Origin of the sequence: Corallococcus exercitus, from assembly GCF_042231735.1 — a bacterium.
GTDB classification, from domain to species: Bacteria; Myxococcota; Myxococcia; order Myxococcales; family Myxococcaceae; genus Corallococcus; species Corallococcus exercitus_B.
On record NZ_CP102577.1, the window covers coordinates 4,305,346 to 4,320,406 of the forward strand.

The 15,061-nt window shown below is 64.1% G+C and carries 12 protein-coding genes, 1 other RNA gene and 2 pseudogenes; 10 read left to right on the forward strand and 5 right to left on the reverse strand.

Translation table 11 applies throughout. The annotated features are described in order from the left end of the window. Positions 1-180: 180 nt before the first annotated feature. The 5 genes and pseudogenes from NR792_RS16600 to NR792_RS16620 all read left to right on the forward strand — a co-directional run bounded on the left by NR792_RS16600 (position 181) and on the right by NR792_RS16620 (position 4,896). Positions 181-1,386 carry an N-6 DNA methylase gene (locus NR792_RS16600; protein ID WP_375761636.1) on the forward strand — a complete coding sequence of 402 codons (1,206 nt, stop codon included), beginning with the start codon at positions 181-183 and terminating at the stop codon, positions 1,384-1,386. Next, the gene (locus tag NR792_RS16605; RefSeq protein WP_375761006.1) at positions 1,374-3,071 is read left to right on the forward strand and encodes a hypothetical protein; all 1,698 of its coding nucleotides are present in this window, start codon (positions 1,374-1,376) and stop codon (positions 3,069-3,071) included. The genes NR792_RS16600 and NR792_RS16605 overlap by 13 nt, the downstream gene beginning before the upstream one ends. Beyond that, on the forward strand, positions 3,068-3,952 hold the full coding sequence (locus NR792_RS16610) for a hypothetical protein (RefSeq protein WP_375761007.1): 885 nt from the start codon (positions 3,068-3,070) through the stop codon (positions 3,950-3,952). The genes NR792_RS16605 and NR792_RS16610 overlap by 4 nt, the downstream gene beginning before the upstream one ends. 136 nt (positions 3,953-4,088) lie before the next feature. Beyond that, positions 4,089-4,508 (forward strand): annotated as a pseudogene (locus NR792_RS16615) (transposase); the annotation flags it as partial. Between the two features lie 139 nt (positions 4,509-4,647). Continuing rightward, positions 4,648-4,896: a helix-turn-helix domain-containing protein gene (locus tag NR792_RS16620; protein ID WP_375761008.1), complete on the forward strand. Its 249-nt coding sequence runs from the start codon at positions 4,648-4,650 to the stop codon at positions 4,894-4,896. Positions 4,897-5,005: 109 nt separating this feature from the next. Here NR792_RS16620 and NR792_RS16625 read toward each other — a convergent pair whose 3' ends face one another. The 3 genes from NR792_RS16625 to ssrA all read right to left on the reverse strand — a co-directional run bounded on the left by NR792_RS16625 (position 5,006) and on the right by ssrA (position 6,636). Further along, a complete protein-coding gene (locus NR792_RS16625; protein ID WP_375761009.1) occupies positions 5,006-5,179 on the reverse strand; it encodes a hypothetical protein in 174 nt (57 codons plus the stop codon). A 751-nt stretch (positions 5,180-5,930) separates the two neighbouring features. Next, the gene (locus tag NR792_RS16630) at positions 5,931-6,203 is read right to left on the reverse strand and encodes a hypothetical protein (protein ID WP_375761010.1); all 273 of its coding nucleotides are present in this window, start codon (positions 6,201-6,203) and stop codon (positions 5,931-5,933) included. A gap of 69 nt (positions 6,204-6,272) precedes the next feature. After that, positions 6,273-6,636, reverse strand: a transfer-messenger RNA (tmRNA) gene (gene ssrA / locus NR792_RS16635). Between the two features lie 155 nt (positions 6,637-6,791). On the opposite strand from ssrA, the gene NR792_RS16640 reads away from it, so the two are divergent. The 3 genes from NR792_RS16640 (at position 6,792) to NR792_RS16650 (ending at position 10,869) form a co-directional block, all read left to right on the forward strand. Beyond that, complete coding sequence (locus NR792_RS16640; RefSeq protein WP_375761011.1) at positions 6,792-7,799, forward strand: NAD(P)-dependent alcohol dehydrogenase; 1,008 nt, start codon at positions 6,792-6,794, stop codon at positions 7,797-7,799. Between the two features lie 107 nt (positions 7,800-7,906). Then, entirely contained in the window at positions 7,907-9,271 is a 1,365-nt protein-coding gene (locus tag NR792_RS16645) for a M16 family metallopeptidase (protein ID WP_375761012.1), read from the forward strand. After that, the gene (locus NR792_RS16650; RefSeq protein WP_375761637.1) at positions 9,271-10,869 is read left to right on the forward strand and encodes a M16 family metallopeptidase; all 1,599 of its coding nucleotides are present in this window, start codon (positions 9,271-9,273) and stop codon (positions 10,867-10,869) included. Before NR792_RS16645 ends, NR792_RS16650 begins: the two co-directional genes overlap by 1 nt. A gap of 21 nt (positions 10,870-10,890) precedes the next feature. Here the strand turns inward: NR792_RS16650 and NR792_RS16655 are convergent, their stop codons facing one another. Then, entirely contained in the window at positions 10,891-11,913 is a 1,023-nt protein-coding gene (locus tag NR792_RS16655) for a DUF3616 domain-containing protein (protein ID WP_375761013.1), read from the reverse strand. Positions 11,914-12,111: 198 nt separating this feature from the next. Here NR792_RS16655 and NR792_RS16660 point away from each other — a divergent pair, with 198 nt between their 5' ends. Beyond that, positions 12,112-13,986, forward strand: coding sequence for an OmpA family protein (locus tag NR792_RS16660; protein WP_375761014.1), 1,875 nt, complete (start codon positions 12,112-12,114; stop codon positions 13,984-13,986). Positions 13,987-14,053: 67 nt separating this feature from the next. After that, positions 14,054-14,389: pseudogene (locus tag NR792_RS16665) on the forward strand (condensation domain-containing protein); the annotation flags it as partial. Positions 14,390-14,459: 70 nt separating this feature from the next. Here NR792_RS16665 and NR792_RS16670 read toward each other — a convergent pair. Continuing rightward, positions 14,460-14,930, reverse strand: a complete 471-nt coding sequence (locus NR792_RS16670) for an FBP domain-containing protein (protein ID WP_375761015.1) — start codon at positions 14,928-14,930, stop codon at positions 14,460-14,462. Positions 14,931-15,061: the final 131 nt, after the last annotated feature.

The following is a 15,061-nucleotide window of genomic DNA, read 5'->3' on the forward strand; positions in this document are numbered from 1 at the left end:
CAAGGCGCGGTCATCCCGGCCATTCAGCCGAGGCGACAACTTCCCTGACACAGGGGGGGGACCCATCCCAGAAATGGCCTCCGTTTTGCAACTGGCGCAAGCGCGCTCGCATGGTAAGCTGACCTAGCAAGGAGGCACAGTCTGCATCTCGCTAGACGCTCCGCGACTCGCAACTCGCGGATACATGACCAGTATTTTACCTCGACGCTTGTAAGCAACCTTCTCGTCGAGCAATTTACAATTCCAGTTGCGAATGACGTGCTTGAGTTGGGATCGGGAGCTGGCTCACTGCTGGCCGCAGTTCGTCGCCGCTGGTCAAGTGCCCGCCTAACATCTGTCGACATTGACGAGCGCTTGAGGGAAACAACTACTCCGCTTCGTCCGCATCGGCACGTCGTCTCAGATGTCCTGTCTCCTGGGTTTCCAAAACCCCTTCACATAAGCCCAAGCAGTTTCGACGCAGCCGTTTGTAATCCTCCGTATCGGAACACCGCGTGGAATCCGGGATTCAGACGTCTTCTTAAGGACGCTGGACTGGCAAATAGCTCACACAGAAAACAAGACATCGCAGCAGATCTCATCTTTCTTGCACACAACCTTCGCTTTCTAAAAGCCGGAGGACAACTCGCTATCATTGTTCCAGACGGCACTATAACTGGCGCAAAAAATCGCGCACTGCGGGAGTCTCTGCTTGGGGCTCATCGAATACATAGTGTCATCGAACTACCAGAACGCAGCTTTTCTGGAACGGAAGCGAAGACGTTCATCCTTACGTTGGAGAAATCATCGCATTCGCATCGCCATATCCCGCTCTATCGAGCCGATCACTACGGGCAACTCAGCGAGCCGATTTTAATCGACTCAGCTGCTGCGGCCATTCGTATGGACTATCGCTATTTCTCGTGGCTGGAGAATTCACAGTCCGAGAATAGGAAAAGCCTGGACAGCATTGGCTGTGTGCAGCTTTTTCGTGGACAAATATCTGCAACGACGGCGCGCCATCAGGATTTTCGAATCCTTCATTCGACGGATATGTCTAGGCGAACTGCATTGGGTCGAATCCACATTCCTCCAGCCTGGGCGCCTTCCACTGAGGATTTGCTTCAACCTCATGCGCGACCAGGCGACATAATCGTTACGCGAGTAGGTCGGAAACTGAGTGACAAGATCGCTCGCGTTGCTTCAGGGATTGCGCTCATTAGCGATTGTCTCTACGTTATTCGCGGTCCCAGACGGATAACAGACCGCATTTGGATGGAGCTAACATCGTCGTACGGTAAAGAATGGTTGAATGCCCATTCGCGAGGAGTCTGCGCCAAAGTGCTTAATAAATCAGACCTTCTAGCGTTTCCACTTCCAGCTGATATTGACTTATGCCAGAATTGACCCAGCCTTATGATAGCGAAGAGCGGGCCGATCACGTCAAAGATACGGAATTGCTCGATCTGACGGCTGATAGCTCGTTCTACCAGGAGATTCGAGCAAAACTCATTGGCCGAGGGGCCAAACTTCTATCAGGCCCAAGAGGGACCGGCAAAACGCATCAGATGCGTTTTGTTTACCTCGAGTGCGCGAGAAATTCGAACCGTCCAGCAGCAGTCTATGTGTCATTTTCTCGTTACGCTCGCCTTGAGCCGCTACTAAGGACTGCGCCGGATGCACTCAAGGTTTTTACGTCCTGGGTGATCGCAAAGATTGTGCTTGGGGTAATGGCATTCGGTATCGAATGTGAGTCCGATCTCGGCGCTGCAATTGCAGGCGAAATCGGGATATCGCCAAGCGAAGTCGAGGCGTATGTCGCCGAAATTGAAAACGGCGATCGCCTGCTTTCGCATGATGTCGCGCAGCGAAGTCTCAATGTTGCTCGACTTCATGAGCTTCTTCGAGTCGCCTGCAGTATTTGCGGGCGCAGTCGAATGGTTCTTTTGCTTGATGATGCAGCGCTCTCGTTGACACCTGAATATCATATTGAGTTTTTCAATGTGTTTCAGGATCTCAAGTCATCCACCGTGGCGCCGAAAGCTTCCGTATACCCGGGAACCACGCAGTATGGCCCGAGGTTTCATGCGCGTCATGATGCGGAATATGTAAATGCTTGGCTTAGCGTCGAGGAGCCTGAGTATGTCAACGTCATGTCGGAATTGCTGTCAAAGCGTGCCGCGACTCAGGATGTACCAGCCGAGATAGTCGAGTTGTTTCAGTATCTTTCGTTTGGCGTGCCTCGTGTTTTGCTTACAATGCTTAGAGGATATCGCATTGGGGCAGGCAGGAAGCGGACCGTTCAACAAAACGTAAACTCAGTCGTTGAAGAGCAAGTGCGGCTCCAGCGCGCCGAGTATGAGTCCCTGGCTTTTAAGCTCCCTCAGTTTAAGTCCGTGATTAATGCAGGTCTTCATTTGTTTGATAATATATCGAATCAAATCATTCGCGAGAATCAGAGTCTGAGTGATGAGGCTGAGAAGCAAACCGTAATTGGAATACAGCGCGGGCGACATTCGGCAACCCATGAACGAATGATTAGCCTTCTCGTAGAGGTTGGCCTCCTATATCCACTTCAGCCGGTCCAACACGGGGAGGGGCGAGAGTACGACCGCTACATTCCGCACTATGCTCGCCTCATGGATGGGCGTGCATTTGCGCAGGGGCGAGGTTTCTCCGCAAAAGACACAGTTGCCTTTATAAAGCGAAAATCAGTAAAGCACCCTGTTCGCCGGACGCTTGAAAGCTTGCTGAGCAAAGAGGATATAAATGTAGGACTTGATCTGGCGCCATGCTCGAGCTGCAAGACGCCACGAATAGACGAGGCACAACGGTTCTGCCATCACTGTGGACGCCCGCTACCCGAGCCCTCTCGTTTTCGCCAAATGCTTGAACTCCCATTGAGCACACTCCCGATTCCTTCTTGGTACATGAAGGAAATCCAAGAGGCGACCGGAATCAAAACAGTAGGCGATTTGCTGTCTCTTCAAGATCCAGCATCCGAGCTTCGAAAGGCGTGGATGATCGGCAAGAAACGATCGGCCGAAATACTCGACGCAGCTACCACTCTGGTTGAAGAGTTCCTTTCATGATCGCACCGGCAACCGCTGCAACGAGCAAGGCGTATAATAAGACAAAAATACAAACGAAGTCTGCAAAAAAAGCCAAGCGATTCGATGTTTGCTCAGTTCAGACCATCGGCGCCCCATTGAATACGTCCGCACTATTTAGTCTCACCACAACGAATCCTGAAAAATCAGCGCTCGACGAGTTTCTTGTCGCAACTCAAAAGCTTAACTTGCTGCTCAAGCCAAAGCCCGACCATGATCCATTACTTGGACACCTTGTGCTGCTCGGGTATATGTCTGCGGTCGAAAGCTATTTTCGAACGCTTATTCGCAGGATTATCACCATAGATGATGCTGCCCAGAAGTGCGTCCACACCCGCGAGATTGCTTACGCAGCTGCAATGCACCATCGAGATCCAAGCCTTCTGCCGGAGGCCCTCTTCGAAGGTACTACCTTTGTCTCAAAGCACAGTATTTCAGAATCCCTTAAGGACTTCCTTGGCATCAAAGGGCACACCCCCCCAGATCTTGAGGCGACACTCGATGAATACTCAAAGGTCTGCCAAATACGTCACTGCCTAGTTCATCGGTTTGGGAAGCTTGGTTCGAAGAACGCCATTGCGCTTGGTCTTTCAGCTCATGGCCCATTCCTGGAAAAGCCGATTAGTGTCGGCTATGATGAACTTCAGTCGGCCTTCGCCGTTCTCTATCAGACGGTCAAGGTTGTTAATAATCATGTTTTTAATTCAGTGATTTCACGCATACCGGATTGGCATCGTGACCTTCGGCGGGATCGTAGTCGATTCAAGCGGTACTACAGTATTTTTGCGACCGTTTCAGACGTTCCGCCTTCGCCTTCGTTGCGCGAATGCTATGATGCTTTGATTCGAAATCCTGGAGTTTGACTTTGGAATTTTGCCCCATCTATGTGCCTAGGGGCTGTCCCTGATTAGCGCAGCCACCCCCTGTGTCAGGGAAGTTGTCGCCTCGGCTGAATGGCCGGGATGACCACGCCTTGGGGGCGAGAGCAGGCAGGACGCAGTGCCGTACACGGATGCATTCAAGTCTCAGATGGTGAAGCGGATGGTGGGCCCGGGCGCGGTGAGTGCCGCGGCGCTGGCGCGCCAGGTGGGCGTCTCGCAGCCGACGTTGTCGCAGTGGCTGCGGGAGGCGAATAAGTTGGCGGCGATGACGCCCCCGCCCGAGGAGAAGAAGCCTGCCGGTTCGAAGAAGTGGACGCCCGAGGAGAAACTGCGCGTGCTGGCGGAAGCGCACGGGCTGGAGGGCGAGGCGCTGGGAGCACTTCTGCGCCGGGAAGGGCTGCATGAAGAGCAGCTGGGGGAGTGGCGGGCCGCGGCCGCTGGAGCACTTTCCCAAGGCGCGCAGACGGCCTCCTCCGCAGCTCTAACGGCCAGCCAGCGTCGGCGGCTGGCCTCGTCGGAGAAACGGGTGAAGGAGCTCGAGCGCGAGCTGCGCCGCAAGGAGAAGGCGCTGGCGGAGACGGCGGCGCTGCTGGTGCTCGAAAAAAACTCCAGGCGCTGGGCTGGGACGAGCGGCCCCTGGAAGACGAGGACGACGCAGCGGACGAAAAGAGCGAGAAATGAGGCTCGCCCTCATCGACGAGGCGCTGGAGAAGGGCGTGCGCCTGGAGGCCGTGTGCGAGCGGCTCGGGGTGGCCCCTCGCACCATCCAGCGCTGGAGGAAGCCGGAAACGGCCCAGGACGGGCGGTGCGGCCCACGCACCCAGCCGGCCAACCCCCCTGTGTCAGGGAAGTTATCGCCTCGGCATGAAAGGGCCCGACATCCCCAACGAGCGCCGCGGGCATCCTCGTGGAAGCCGCGCGGCTGACACTCACCCGGGCTGTGCGGGTGTTCGCATGCACTGCCCCCGTGGACATGCGCAGTGCTTCGTCACGCGCATCCGAGCGCGTGACGAATTACTCCGACGCCAAGCTTCCTTAGCGGCACGCGCCGGACACGGGCTGAGCGCCGATGTACATGCTGCTGTATGTCGTCGTGGAGCCCTCGTAGGTCTCCTGGGTGGTATAGGGCGGGTTGCCGCAGCTATTATAGTGCTCGGTAATACGGTACACGCTGCAGGTCACGGCCCAGAGCTGATAGGTGGGGTACATGCAAAATGGGCCTTGCTGGATGCCCTGGCCATAAACGTATTGGAGACCGGCCTGCGTCGTCGAGCAGTTGCGACTCACCGTGCCCTTGTCGGTGGTACCGGTGAATGTGCAGTCATTTGCGCAATTGGAACAGCTCTCTCCACTCTGGCAATAGCCGTCCCCACAGTAAGGATTCGCGTTGATCACGCAGGTATCGAAGTCTGACGCGCATCGCTGCTGCAGTATCGATTTATAGTATTCATCCCCCTCGTTGGCCGCAGCCATCATGCAGTCATAATACTGCTGGTCGCAGTCGCTGAGTGAGTTTGCAGAAGCGCTCGAGAGCGACACCGCCATGACACCAGCAGACACGGCCAAAGTCCAACCACGATTCAGGGGCATGCAGTTTCTCCATTGTCTCTCCTGGTATTCAGGAGGAGCTGGAATATGCCAGTTTTGACTGAGCAGAACCAGCTTGATGGATGGAGCCGGCGAGGCAGACCTTGATGCAAGAATTCCGCAGGCAGCTGGGTACCCACCCGCAGCTGAACCATCCTCGACCTACTCCGGCGCGAGGCCTGCGCTCTGCCGGAAAGCGCTGCTCGTGGTGCGGCTGCTGGAGGTCCTGCTCGGAGACGTCCTGCGCTCCCGTGTTCGGGCGGCGGTGTGCGCTCACTTACGTTGGCAGCGAGGGCAGCGGAGGCCTACGGCGAAACGGCATAGCACTGACGCCTGTGAGCAGCCCCAGTTACTCACGGGTACCGTTGGGCATCTACTCCACGTTCGTAATCACCAGGGCCTTCGTGCGGAAGTCCACCACGTAGTAGGCACTGCAACCCTCCACGCGCACGACGGTAGGAATCTGCGGGCGCGGCACAACCGTCCCCACCAGATGCGGCACGGGATAGCCATGCACTGCGGCATCCACCTGCACAGCCCGCTCCAGACGTTCACGAACAGCCTCTGGCAGCGCATCCAGCTTCACCTGGGCGGAAGCCGCACAGGTGACAGGACAGAGCTCGTCGTACGGCGTCACGTTGCTCACGGCGGATCTCCCTGCGTCGGCCCCAAAGAAAAAGCCTGGCAACCCGTACTGGATTGCCAGGCTCTTTCACTGTGGAGGCGGAGGGAATCGAACCCTCGTCCGAAAGCCGTCGGCTCTTCGACCCTACGTGCGTAGTCCGCGATTTGCTACGTCACCGGGGCTCCCACGGACGGGATACCCGATGCCGGTCCTGGAAAGATCTCGTCACCTCGGGCCCAGGCACCCTTGGCGACCAGTCCGCATTATGACGGCCCATCCCTACCCCACGGACCGAGAGCAGGGGGACCGCGCACTAGAGACTGCTAGTTAGGCAGCCAGCGCGAGCTCAACGTTGTCGTTGGCTTTTGTGTTGTTGTCGGAAGTTTTACGAGCACCCAACAAGCTCGGCACGCGTCTCGAACGTCATTGCCCCCGTCGAAGCCAGGTCGCCCCCGGTTCGATGTACTTCATGCGGCCACCACTGCTCCGCACTCGACCTACATTAACCGCTGAACGCCCTCCGTCAATCCTCCTGAATGCATGGAGGTCGCTCCGGCAACATCCCCTTCCCTGCTTGCCCCTCGGGCAAGCCCCCGGAGGCACTCCCCCATGCAGGCGTACGAGCTCCAGCACACCACCGGCTCCTCCAGTTGGACCCTCGTGGAGAAGCCCCAGCCCCAACCGGGCCCCGGCCAGGCGCTCGTCCGCATCCACGCCGTCTCCCTCAACTATCGCGACCTCATCATCACCCGCGGCACCTACCCCGGCCTCCAACTCCCCCTCATCCCCTGCTCCGACGGCGCCGGCCAGGTCGTCGCCGTGGGCCCCGGCGTCACCCGCGTGAAGCCCGGCGACCGCGTGGCCCCCACCTTCTTCCAGGTCTGGACCGACGGCGAGCGCACCCCGGAGCGGACCGCCTATGCGCTCGGCGGCAGCATCCCCGGCGTGCTCTCCGAGTACGTCTGCCTGGACGCCGAGGGGCTCGCCCTCCTGCCGGACTGGCTCTCCTATGAAGAGGGCGCCACCCTCCCCTGCGCCGCCGTCACCGCCTGGAACGCGCTCGTCCCCCAGGGCGGCCTCAAGGCCGGGCAGACCGTGCTCGCGCAGGGCACCGGCGGCGTGTCCATCTTCGCGCTCCAGTTCGCCCGCCTCCTCGGCGCCCGCGTCATCATCACCTCCAGCCAGGACGACAAGCTCCAGCGCGCGAAGGGGCTGGGCGCGGAGGGGCTCATCAACTACCGCCAGACACCGGACTGGGAGCGGGCCGTCCTCACGCTCACCGGCGGCCAGGGCGTGGACCACGTGCTGGAGGTGGGCGGCGCGGGCACGCTGCCCCGCTCCGTCGCGGCCACCAAGGAGGGCGGCCACATCGCGCTCATCGGGCTGCTCACCGGCGCTCCCGGCAAGCCGGACACCAGCGTCACCAGCAGCAAACACCTGCGCGTCATCAGCACCTACGTGGGCAGCCGCGAGATGTTCGAGGACATGCTCAAGGCCATGACGCCCCAGAAGACGCGGCCCGTCATCGACCGCGTCTTCCCCTTTGCCCAGGCCCGCGAGGCCCTCCGGTATATGGAGTCCGGCGGCCACTTCGGGAAGATTGTCATCACCGTGTGAGGCCCCGCTCTGGTGCGCAGGTGACATGCGCCTCCAGAAAGCCGCCCCCACCCGGCCTACCTCCGGCGTAACGTCGCGCGTTCCCCTGGCACCGAAAGGGTCCGCGCATGCGCCGCCTGTTGCCCCTCCTGCTGCTGCTCCTGATGCCGGTGCTCCCGGCGTCCGCCGAGCCGCCTCCAGACGCCTCCCGCTTCTTCCCCTACACGCTGAACACCACGCGCCTGCCCAACGGGCTCACCGTGGTGCGCGTGCCGTTCAACTCGCCCGGCATCGTCGCGTACGTCACCGCCGTGCGCGTGGGTTCGCGCAACGAGGTGGAGCCTGGCCGCACCGGCTTCGCCCACTTCTTCGAACACATGATGTTCAAGGGGACGAAGGCGAACCCGGAGGGCCAGCGCGAGCGCATCCTCGGCGGCTACGGCTTCGACGACAACGCGTTCACCACCGACGACATCACCGTGTACCAGGTGTACGGCCCCACCGCCGGCCTGGAGAAGCTCATCGCGCTGGAGGCCGACCGCTTCCAGAACCTGGAGTACTCCGAGCCGGCCTTCCAGACGGAGGCGCTCGCCGTCCTGGGCGAGTACCACAAGAACGCCGCGGGCCCGGACCTCAAGCTGGAAGAGGAGCTGGCGAAGACAGCATTCAAGCGCCACACGTATCAACACACCACGCTCGGCTTCTACGAGGACATCCAGGCGATGCCCAAGGCGTATGCCTACAGCCGCTCGTTCTTCGAGCGCTGGTACACGCCCGCCAACACCACCCTCTTCATCGTCGGTGACTTCAACGACGCGCAGGTGCTCGCCCAGGTGACCCAGGCGTACGGCGGATGGCAGCGCCAGCCCACCAGCGTCATCATCCCCACCGAGCCCGAGCAGACGAAGGCGCGCTCCGTCCACGTGGACTGGCCGCAGCCCACCCAGCCCCGTCACGTGCTCGCGTGGCACACGCCCGCCGCCCGCGCGGACACGCCCGACGCCGCCATCCAGACCATCCTCGCCGAGTACCTCGTGGGCGACACCAGCCCCGCGTACAAGGAGCTGGTGCTGGAGAAGCAGTACGTGGAGTCGCTCAACGTCTACACCACGCCCCACCGCGACCCGTACCTCTTCCCCATCGACGCCACCTTGCAGGACGAGCAGCACCGCGCCGCCGTGGACGCCGTGCTGCGCCGCGAGGTGAAGGCCGTGGCGGGCGCCCCGGTGGACGCCGCGCGCTTGAAGGCCATCCAGGACCACCTGCGCTACGGCCTCTTGATGGACCTGGAGACGCCGCGCGACGTGGCCATCGACCTGGCGCTGTACGCGGGCGTGATGGGCCGCCCCGACGCGCTCGCCAGCTACCTGAAGCAGCTGGGCAGCGTGACGCCCCAGCAGATCACCCTGTTCGCGAGGAAGTACCTCCAGGACACCAACCTCACCGTCCTCACCCTCACCCCCAAGGCCGTCGCCGCCGGAGGGACGCCGTGATGAAGACCCGCGCCACCGTGTCGCTCGTCCTGGCCGCCGCGCTGTCCCTCGCCGGCTGCGCCCACCACAAGCCGCCTCCCGAAACCCCGCCGCAGAACCCGCCCGGGGAACCCACGCCGCCGCAGCCCGAGCCGGGCGACGTGCCCGCGGTGCCGCTGAAGCAGCCGCCGCCGCTGCACCTCGTGGTGCAGGCCCGGGGGGACACGCCCATCGTCAGCCTGCGGCTCGTCTTCCACACGGGCTCCATCGACGACCCGAAGGGCAAGGAGGGCCTCACCGCCCTCACCGCGAAGCTGATGGCGGAGGGCGGCACGAAGCAGCTCACCGCCGCGCAGCTGCTGGAAGCGCTCTATCCGATGGCCGCCGAGCTCAAGGTCGTCACCGACAAGGAGATGACCACCCTCTCCGGCCGCGTCCACCAGGACTTCCTGCCCGCGTTCCTGCTGCTCTTCACGGACACGCTGCTGCAGCCGCGCTTCGACCCCGCGGAGTTCGAGCGCCTGCGCGCCAACGCGCTCAATGCCGTGCGCAACGGCCTGCGCAGCGAGGACGACGAGACGCTGGGCAAGGTGGGCCTGGACGCGCTGCTCTACGCGGGGCACCCGTACGCCCACTTCACCGGCGGCACCGTGCAGGGGCTCCAGTCCCTCACGCTGGAGGACGTGAAGGCGCACGCGCGCCGCGTCTTCACCCAGGACCGGCTGGTCATCGGGCTCGCGGGGCCGGTGGACGCGAACCTCCAGCAGACCATGACCTCGCGCCTCTCCGCGCTGCCCGCCAAGGGGGCGCCCCGGGTGGAGCTTCCCACCGTGAAGTCCTCCGCGGGGCGCACGCTCATCCTCCAGAAGCCCACGCTCTCCACCGCCGTGAGCATGGGCTTCGTCACGCCCATGCGCCGGGGGGACCCGGACTTCTTCCCGGTGGCGTTCGCGCTGTCGAACCTGGGCGAGCACCGCCAGTTCATCGGCGTGCTCTTCAACGAGCTGCGCGAGCAGCGCGGCCTCAACTACGGCGACTACGCCTACGTCGAGCACTTCATCGAGGACCGGGGCAACGGCACGTTCAACCGCACCAACCTGGTGCGCACCCAGCAGGACGTGTCCATCTGGCTGCGCCCCGTGGTGCCCGCCAACGGCGTGTTCGCCACGCGCGGCGCGGTGTACTTCCTGGAGCGGATGTCGAAGGAGCCGCTCACCCAGGAGCGCTTCGACCTGATGCGCGGCTTCCTCCAGGGCTACACGCGCCTGTGGGAGCAGACCGACCAGCGCCGGCTGGGCTACGCCATCGACTCGCTCTACTACGGCACGCCGGACTTCCTGGAGGCCTACCGCGCCGCGCTGACGACGATGACGCCGCAGTCCGTGCAGGCCGCCGTGAAGCGGCAGCTGGCGCCAGAGAAGCTGGCGCTCGTGTTCGTCACGGAGGACGCGCAGGGGCTGGCGCAGAAGCTGAAGTCCGGCGCGCCGTCGCCCATCACCTACGCGTCGCCCAAGCCGCCGGAGCTGCTCAAGCTGGATGAAATCATCATCCAGCAGAAGCTCCCGGTGCGCCCGGACGCCATCCAGGTCGTCCCGGCGGCGCAGTTCATGGAGCGCTGAGGTCCGCGCCCGTTCCGGCGCTCAGGGGCTCCGCGGCAACGCCGTCCACACGCCGCGGAAGCGCTTGAGCGCCGGATCCTTCTGGCGCTTGCACTCCACGCCGTCCACCTGCACGGTGCCGTCGTCGCTGAGCAGCAGGATGTCGTCGGACGTGTCCGGCGTGAAGAACGCCTCCGGGTTCACGCCCGACAGGTCCACCGACGTCACCGCCGCCGGCGCGTCGTCCCCGCCCTTCCAGGTGAACAGCCGCGACTTCGCCTCGGAGGCCGTGGCCCCCGCCATGATGAGGTAGCGGCCCCGCCACGACGACAGCGAGCGGATGCCCAGCCCTCCCAGGTCCAGCAGCCGGGGCGGCCCGAAGCGCGCGGACGCACCGTCGCGCACCACCGCCTCCGGGTTCAGGAGCGGCACCACCAGCGCCTTGCCTTCTGTCAGCGGGCTCCGGAAGCCAATGAGCATCCCGGGCGCGTCCAGCATCGCCGTCATGCCCTCGATGTTGAGCCCACCGGGCTCCTTGGGCGGCAGCGGCTCCGCCTGCGTGAGCCCGTACGGCGCAAGCCGCGGGTCCGCGAGCAGGTCCTCCAACAGCTGCGTGTACGGCTGCCCGACGAGCTGGACGTGCTCAGGGTCTTCCACGCCCGTGGCGAAGAAGCGCAGGCGCGCGGGCTGCTTCTTGCCGGAGCTGTTGCGGCCATGCGACGTGAGCCAGAAGGCCAGGTTGCCCAGGCGCGAGCCCGCTTCGATGTCCGTCTCCGGCGGCTTCTTCTTCACCGGCAATTCCAGCGACGGCGACAGGTCCACCGTGCGCAGCGGACGGCCGCCCTTCCGTGAATCGTAGACGCGCAGGATGTTGTCCTCGTCGTCCGCCACGACGAACAGCCCCTGGCCCAGCTCTACCGCGCCAGACGCGTCACAGCTGCCTTCGAAGACGACCGTGCCTTCGGGTGCCGCGACCGTCGTGGGCAGCGCGTCGCGCCGCACGTTCGCCTCGCGGGCGCCACAGCCCGCCACCAGGACACAACCCCACAGGAGCCACCGGTTCATGGCCCTTCTTCTCGCCGCTCGCACGGCGTCACGCGCGCGGGGAAACCGGAAGCCCTCCAGGAAGTGTGTCGTAACCGACAGGACGCGGCGCGGATCCACTCACGTCCAGGATTTGTAGAAATGGCATGAGGCTGTAGCTCGCACGCCGAGGGGTGGGTTTTCTTCCGGCGGGAGTGGGTGGGTGCTAAGAGCCTCGGTATGCAATGCCCCGACTCCGAACCTTCGTGGAGCCGGTCCGCGTGCGGCGCGGCCCTGCGACTCGCGGTCCTGGGCCTGCTGCTCACCACGGCAGCGGCCCACGCCCAACCCGACCCCTTCTCGCGAGGCTTCGACGCCGTCCCGGTGAAGCCGACGGCCGCGCAGTCCAGCGGCATTGCCCTGGAAGGCGCCACGGTGGAGCCGGTGGGCAGCTACCGGGGCGCGCTGCTGCTGGACTTCAACTGGCGCATCCTCGCCCTGAAGCTGGGTGACGAGAAGCTGGGGGACCTGATTCCGTACCGGCTGGACGCACACCTGCTGTTCTCCTACCAGCTGCTGGAGCGGTTGGAGCTGGGTGTGGACCTGCCGTTCACGCTCATCCAGGGCGACAACTTCTCGCTGCTGGGTGAGGCGCTGAACGCGCCGGAGTTCCCGGGCGCCGCGGGCGTCAGCGGCACCACGCTGGGCGACATCCGCGTGCTGCCGCGCGTGAGCCTGCTGAACCCGGACCGCTTCCCTCTGGGGCTCGCGGTGGTGACGGAGGTGCGGCTGCCCACCGGCAGCGCCCAGAGCTTCACGGGTGAGCGCGGCGTGGTGTTCGCCCCGCGCCTGGCCCTGGAGAAGAAGCTGGGGCCCGTGCGCGTGCTGGGCAACGCGGGCGTGCTGCTGCGCCCCGCGGCGCAGTACCTCAACCTGCGCGTGGACGACGAGCTGACGTTGGGCGCGGGCGGCATCGTGGACCTGCCGGACATCAGCCGGCTGCGCGAGGTGAAGGCCACCGCGGAAATGCACCTGCGCACGCCGCTGGCGCGCCCCTTCAACTTCGACCAGGCGGATTCGCTCAAGTCGCCGTGGGAAGTGCTCGTGGGCGCCCGCGCGAAGGTGTGGGGCGACTGGGGCGTGGAGCTGGACGTGGGCCGCGGCCTCAACGTCACCACCGGCTACGGCCGCGAGGCCCTGCGCGTGATGCTGGCGGTGCGCTACGACAAGACCTTCAAGGACGAGGGGCCGGACTCGGACGGCGACGGCGTGCCCGACGTGCGCGACCGCTGCCCCACGCAGCCCGAGGACAAGGACGACTTCGGCGACGAGGACGGCTGCCCGGATCCGGACAACGACGGCGACGGCGTGGCCGACGGCGACGACGCGTGCCCCAGCAAGCCCGGCCCGAAGGAGAGCAAGGGCTGCCCGCCGGAGCCGGAGAAGGACACCGACAACGACGGCGTCGTCGACCCGCTGGACAAGTGCCCCACGGTGCCCGGCCCGAAGGACTTCGACGGCTGCCCGGACACGGACTTCGACGAGATTCCGGACGGCGAGGACGACTGCCCCGACGTGGCCGGCCCGCCGGAGAACAACGGCTGCCCGTACGACGCCCCGCCCTACGTGGTCGTGGAGTCGGACCGCATCCGCATCAAGGGCAACATCCTGTTCGAGACGGGCTCGGCGGTCATCCAGAAGCAGTCGTACCCGCTGCTGGACGAGGTGGCGACGGTGCTCGCGAAGAACCCCACGCTGGGGCCGGTGCAGATTGAAGGGCACACGGACAACAAGGGCTCGCGCCAGCTCAACATGGACCTGTCCAACCGGCGCGCGAAGTCGGTGCTCGACTACCTGGTGAAGAAGGGCATCGACCGCAAGCGCCTCACGTCGCAGGGCTTCGGGTTCGACCGGCCCATCGCCACCAACGACACAGCGCTCGGCCGCGCGAAGAACCGGCGCGTGGACTTCAAGCTGGTGAAGTCGGAGATCGAAACCGGCCCGAAGGAGACCATTGTCCCCAACGGCCAGCCGCCACCGCCCGGCACCGAGCCCGTGCCGGGACCGGGCGCGCCGCCCGCCACGGGCACGGGCAAGCCGGCCGGAAAGAAGTAACGCGGTGCGAGGCGAGGTGCTGGAGTCGCACCTGGACTTCTAGCGCCAGCGGTTGGATCCGGACGCGGTGCTGGAGCTGCCCACGGACAGGCCCCGCCCCGCGCTCCCCTCCGGGCGCGGTGCGCGCATCAACGCGAGGCTGCCCGTCGCGCTCGTGGAGTCGCTCAAGGCGCTGGCGCTCGCGTTGGGCAACACGCCCTTCGGCGTGCTGCTGTCGCGCTACAGCGGCCAGCAGGGCGTGGTGGTGGGCACCTCCGTGGCCGGCCGCGGCCGCGCGGAGCTGGAAGGGCTCATCGGCCTGTTCACCAACTCCCTCGCCTTCCGCTCGGACCTGTCCGGCCAGCCGTCCTTCCGCGAGCTGCTCGCGCGCGTGAAGGAGACGACCCTGGAGGCCTACGCGCACCAGGACGTGCCCTTCGAGAAGCTGGTGGACGCGCTGAAGCCCGAAGGAGCACGGGCCCGGACGCGCCGCCTCACGCGTCCGACCCGGGCTCGTAGCCCAGCGCCTCCGCAGCGAAGCGCGCCATGCGTTCAATCAGTTGCGCGATGTCGTCCTGGACGCTGCGGCCGGACCGGTCCGCCTGGGCCTCCAGCCGTTCACCGCAGCGCAGGTCCAGGCAGAGGTTCACGCCCACCCGGCGCTTCGAATCGACATCCGTGGTGAGCAGGCCGATCTCCGCGTCCGTGGACGTCCGGCACCAATCACACATGTTGGGCGCCAGGGCCGGGTCCCCCTGCTGATCCCGCCGGAAGGCGATGCCCGTGGGCTGCTTGCTCCCCGGCGCGACGAACACCAGGAAGACGCGCACGCCATACGGATCCACCCACGAGAAGTAGTCCCGGATGAAGAGCGGGAGCTGGGTGCCCTTGGGCAGCTCGACGTGTTTGCGATCCCTGGAGCGGAATGCGCGCAGCAACTCTTTCTCTGACTCGATTCGGAACATGGCGTTCTCTTCCCGACCTGCCTTCAAGAACATCCTGAACGTGCGTCAGCGGGACTTGTCCATCCCCCCGGGACACTGGGTTGAAATGACCACCGCATACCAGTTTGGAGGGCACTCGTGTCCGAGGTTCC

What these genes read in the sequence shown, in the direction of transcription:
- NR792_RS16610 (WP_375761007.1), top strand. Translation starts at nt 3,068, where the DNA reads ATGATCGCACCGGCAACCGCTGCAACGAGCAAGGCGTATAATAAGACA.
- NR792_RS16650 (WP_375761637.1), top strand. Translation starts at nt 9,271, where the DNA reads ATGAAGACCCGCGCCACCGTGTCGCTCGTCCTGGCCGCCGCGCTGTCC.
- NR792_RS16670 (WP_375761015.1), bottom strand. Translation starts at nt 14,930, where the DNA reads ATGTTCCGAATCGAGTCAGAGAAAGAGTTGCTGCGCGCATTCCGCTCC.
- NR792_RS16620 (WP_375761008.1), top strand. Translation starts at nt 4,648, where the DNA reads ATGAGGCTCGCCCTCATCGACGAGGCGCTGGAGAAGGGCGTGCGCCTG.
- NR792_RS16640 (WP_375761011.1), top strand. Translation starts at nt 6,792, where the DNA reads ATGCAGGCGTACGAGCTCCAGCACACCACCGGCTCCTCCAGTTGGACC.
- NR792_RS16645 (WP_375761012.1), top strand. Translation starts at nt 7,907, where the DNA reads ATGCGCCGCCTGTTGCCCCTCCTGCTGCTGCTCCTGATGCCGGTGCTC.
- NR792_RS16625 (WP_375761009.1), bottom strand. Translation starts at nt 5,179, where the DNA reads ATGTACCCCACCTATCAGCTCTGGGCCGTGACCTGCAGCGTGTACCGT.
- NR792_RS16660 (WP_375761014.1), top strand. Translation starts at nt 12,112, where the DNA reads ATGCAATGCCCCGACTCCGAACCTTCGTGGAGCCGGTCCGCGTGCGGC.
- NR792_RS16605 (WP_375761006.1), top strand. Translation starts at nt 1,374, where the DNA reads ATGCCAGAATTGACCCAGCCTTATGATAGCGAAGAGCGGGCCGATCAC.
- NR792_RS16655 (WP_375761013.1), bottom strand. Translation starts at nt 11,913, where the DNA reads ATGAACCGGTGGCTCCTGTGGGGTTGTGTCCTGGTGGCGGGCTGTGGC.